Genomic DNA, 2,754 nt, shown 5'->3' on the forward strand with positions numbered 1-2,754 from the left:
CTATGGTTTTCGGCGATCGCTATCAATCCCAACTGGCGCGTGCGGAAATTGTGGAGAATTATCCCACAGCGCGTCGGACGCAATCAGGAGACCAATGTGCTGGGGGTGCGCGCCATTCCCACCATCGTGGTGTTCGACGCGGAGAGCGGCAGAGAGCTGGGGCGCATCGTGGAAGAGCCTCGTTACGGCAGTTTGGAACAGGACCTGCTGGAGATTGTGAGCGCGGAGGAAAAGAGCGAGGACGTGTTGTTCCTGGAGACATAGGTTCATGCCGCCGGCGGCCGCGCCGGCGGTACGTACAGAAAGGAGCCATGCATGAGACGACGTTGGACCTGGGTGGTTATCGCCTTCCTGTTGCTGTTGGGCCTGGCCGCCGGCATCTCCCAGGCGCAGGAGAAGGACCTGTACTGGGACCGCTTCGATGTGGATATCACCATCCTGCCGAACGGCGATTTTCAAGTGGTGGAGTACCAGCAGATCGTCTTCATCGGCGGGACATTCTCCCAGGGGTACCGCAGTATTCCCCTGGATCGGGTTGAGCGCATCACCAATGTGGAGGTCTGGGAGGGGGATATCCCCTACGCCCAGTCCCGCAGTAATCAGCCCGGCACGTATGAGGTGCTGGAAGAGAACGGCCAACTGGTGGTGAACTGGTACTTTGAGCCAACTGCGAATGCCTCCCGCGCTTGGGCCCTGCGCTACACCGTGCAGGGTGGACTGCGCATCTACGAGGGTGGGGACCAGTTGTACTGGAAAGCCATCTACGAGGACCGCAGTAAGCCGGTGCGCGCGGCGACGGTGACGGTGCATCTGCCGGCGGCCCTCTCCGAGGACCAGCTCGTGGTGGCCTCCTACGGGAGCGACGCCGTCTGGGAGCTGAAAGACCCACAGACCGTGGTGTTCACCGCTACGCGGGAAATACCGGCGTACAGCGGCCTGGAGGTGCGGGTGCAGTTCCCGCATGGGATCGTATCCGCACAGAAGCCCTCCTGGCAGGCGGCCGACGACCGCCGCATCGAGTACGAGGAGCGCTGGGCGCCCCTCTTCAGCTTGCTCGTGGGGGCGTTCAGCCTGTTACTGTTGGTCGGCGGGGGTGTGGGATTGTATCTGCTGTGGTTCACGAAAGGCCGGGACAAACCGGTGGAGCTCGTGGCGGAGTATATCAACGAGCCGCCGTCGGACCTGCCGCCGGGGCTGGCCGGCACCCTGCTGGATGAGCGCGCCGACATGGCAGACATCGTGGCAACGATAGTTGACCTGGCGCGGCGCGGCATCATCAGCATTGAAGAGATCGAGGAGCCGGGCCTGCTGGGCATTGGCAAGAAGAAGGACTTCCGCTACCGCCTGCTGAAATCACCGCAGGGACTGCTCGAGTACGAGAAAGCGCTCATCAAGGGGTTGTTTGGCAGGAAGCAGGAGCGCCGGCTTTCCGAGCTGAAGGAAAAATTCTACACCCATATCCCCACCATCCAGAAGGGCCTGTACAAGGAGCTGGTCAGGCAGGGTCTGTACAGCCGCGACCCGGATAGCGTGCGCGGGTCGTTCGCCGGCCTGGGCGTCGCCGGCGTGGTCATCGCGGCGATCGTGGGCATTTTCATCACACCCTTCCTGATCCAATATGTGGCCTCCTTTCCCTGTATACCTGTTGCGTTGGGTATGCTCTCCGTGGCACTGATCGTGGTGTCGCGCTTCATGCCGGCGCGCACGGAGAAGGGGAGCGAGGAATACGCTCGCTGGAAGGCCTTCAAGCGCTACCTGGAGAACATCGAGAAGTACGAGAAGATCAAGGAGGCCGCCGACCTCTTTGACAAATATCTCCCCTATGCCATCGCCTTTGGGCTGGAGAAGTCCTGGATCGACAAGTTCGCGGCGGTGGAGGCGCCGGCGCCCCCCTGGTACATCCCTGCGCGTCCCTACGTGGGAGATACCCTGCGGCCCGTGTCTTCCCGGCCCTCGGGAGGTGCGGTACCGGGCGGGGGAGGCATATCGGGGCCGGCCAGCGCGCGACCGGGGGGAACGCCATCCCTTGACTCGCTCAGCTCCGGCATGTTCCATTCTCTCTCGTCCATGAGCAGTGGCCTCTTCTCCATGCTGAACTCCGCATCCTCCACCCTCTCCAGCGCGTCGCGCAGTTCGGGCGGCAGTTTCGGCGGTGGCGGCGGCTTCAGCGGAGGCGGTGGCGGCGGCTTCAGCGGAGGCGGCGGTGGCGGCGGCGGCTTCCGCTGATGTCCATCCGCTGTGCGATGATCCATGAAAGGAGCGTGGCATGAATGTCAACAGCACCACTGTCGGCGTGATTCTCATCGCCGTCGGGGCAGTCCTGGGGTTGGTCATCCTGGGCTTCATGGCCGCCGGCATCATCCAGTCCGAGCTGACGCTGGGCGGTGCGGTGTTGGGGTTCGGCCTGGGGCTGATCGTGGTCTTGCCGCTGATTGGCGGCGGCGTGTACCTGGTGGTGCGCGGCCGGCAGGAGGCCGCCCAGCTTGCCGATATCCGTAAAGAGCGCCGCATCCTGGAGATGGTCAGTGTCCAGGGCAAGGTCAGCCTGTCCGAGCTGATCCTGGAACTGGGGGCGGACCGGGAAAGGGTCAAGGCCTGGATTTACGACCTGGTGGGCAAGGGCCTTTTCAGCGGCTACATCAATTGGAAGGAAGGGGTATTGTACTCGAGGGATGCTTCCCTGCTGAAGACCAACAAGTGTCCGAACTGCGGGGGCGAGATCGAGCTGGCCGGCAAGGGGGTCAGCCGCTGTCC

3 protein-coding genes are annotated in these 2,754 nt (G+C 63.2%); all 3 read left to right on the forward strand.

What is annotated here, in order from left to right:
- A partial coding sequence (locus tag H5T60_13840) for a hypothetical protein (protein ID MBC7243514.1) occupies positions 1 to 264 on the forward strand: 264 nt, incomplete at its 5' end.
- 51 nt (positions 265 to 315) lie between these two features.
- Positions 316 to 2,226 (forward strand): DUF2207 domain-containing protein, encoded by a 1,911-nt coding sequence (locus tag H5T60_13845; protein ID MBC7243515.1) that lies wholly within the window; start codon positions 316 to 318, stop codon positions 2,224 to 2,226.
- Positions 2,227 to 2,266: 40 nt separating this feature from the next.
- Positions 2,267 to 2,754, forward strand: a 488-nt coding sequence (locus H5T60_13850) for a hypothetical protein (GenBank protein ID MBC7243516.1), incomplete at its 3' end; no start/stop codon positions are given.

It is taken from the genome of Anaerolineae bacterium, from assembly GCA_014360855.1.
GTDB lineage: Bacteria > Chloroflexota > Anaerolineae > JACIWP01 > JACIWP01 > JACIWP01.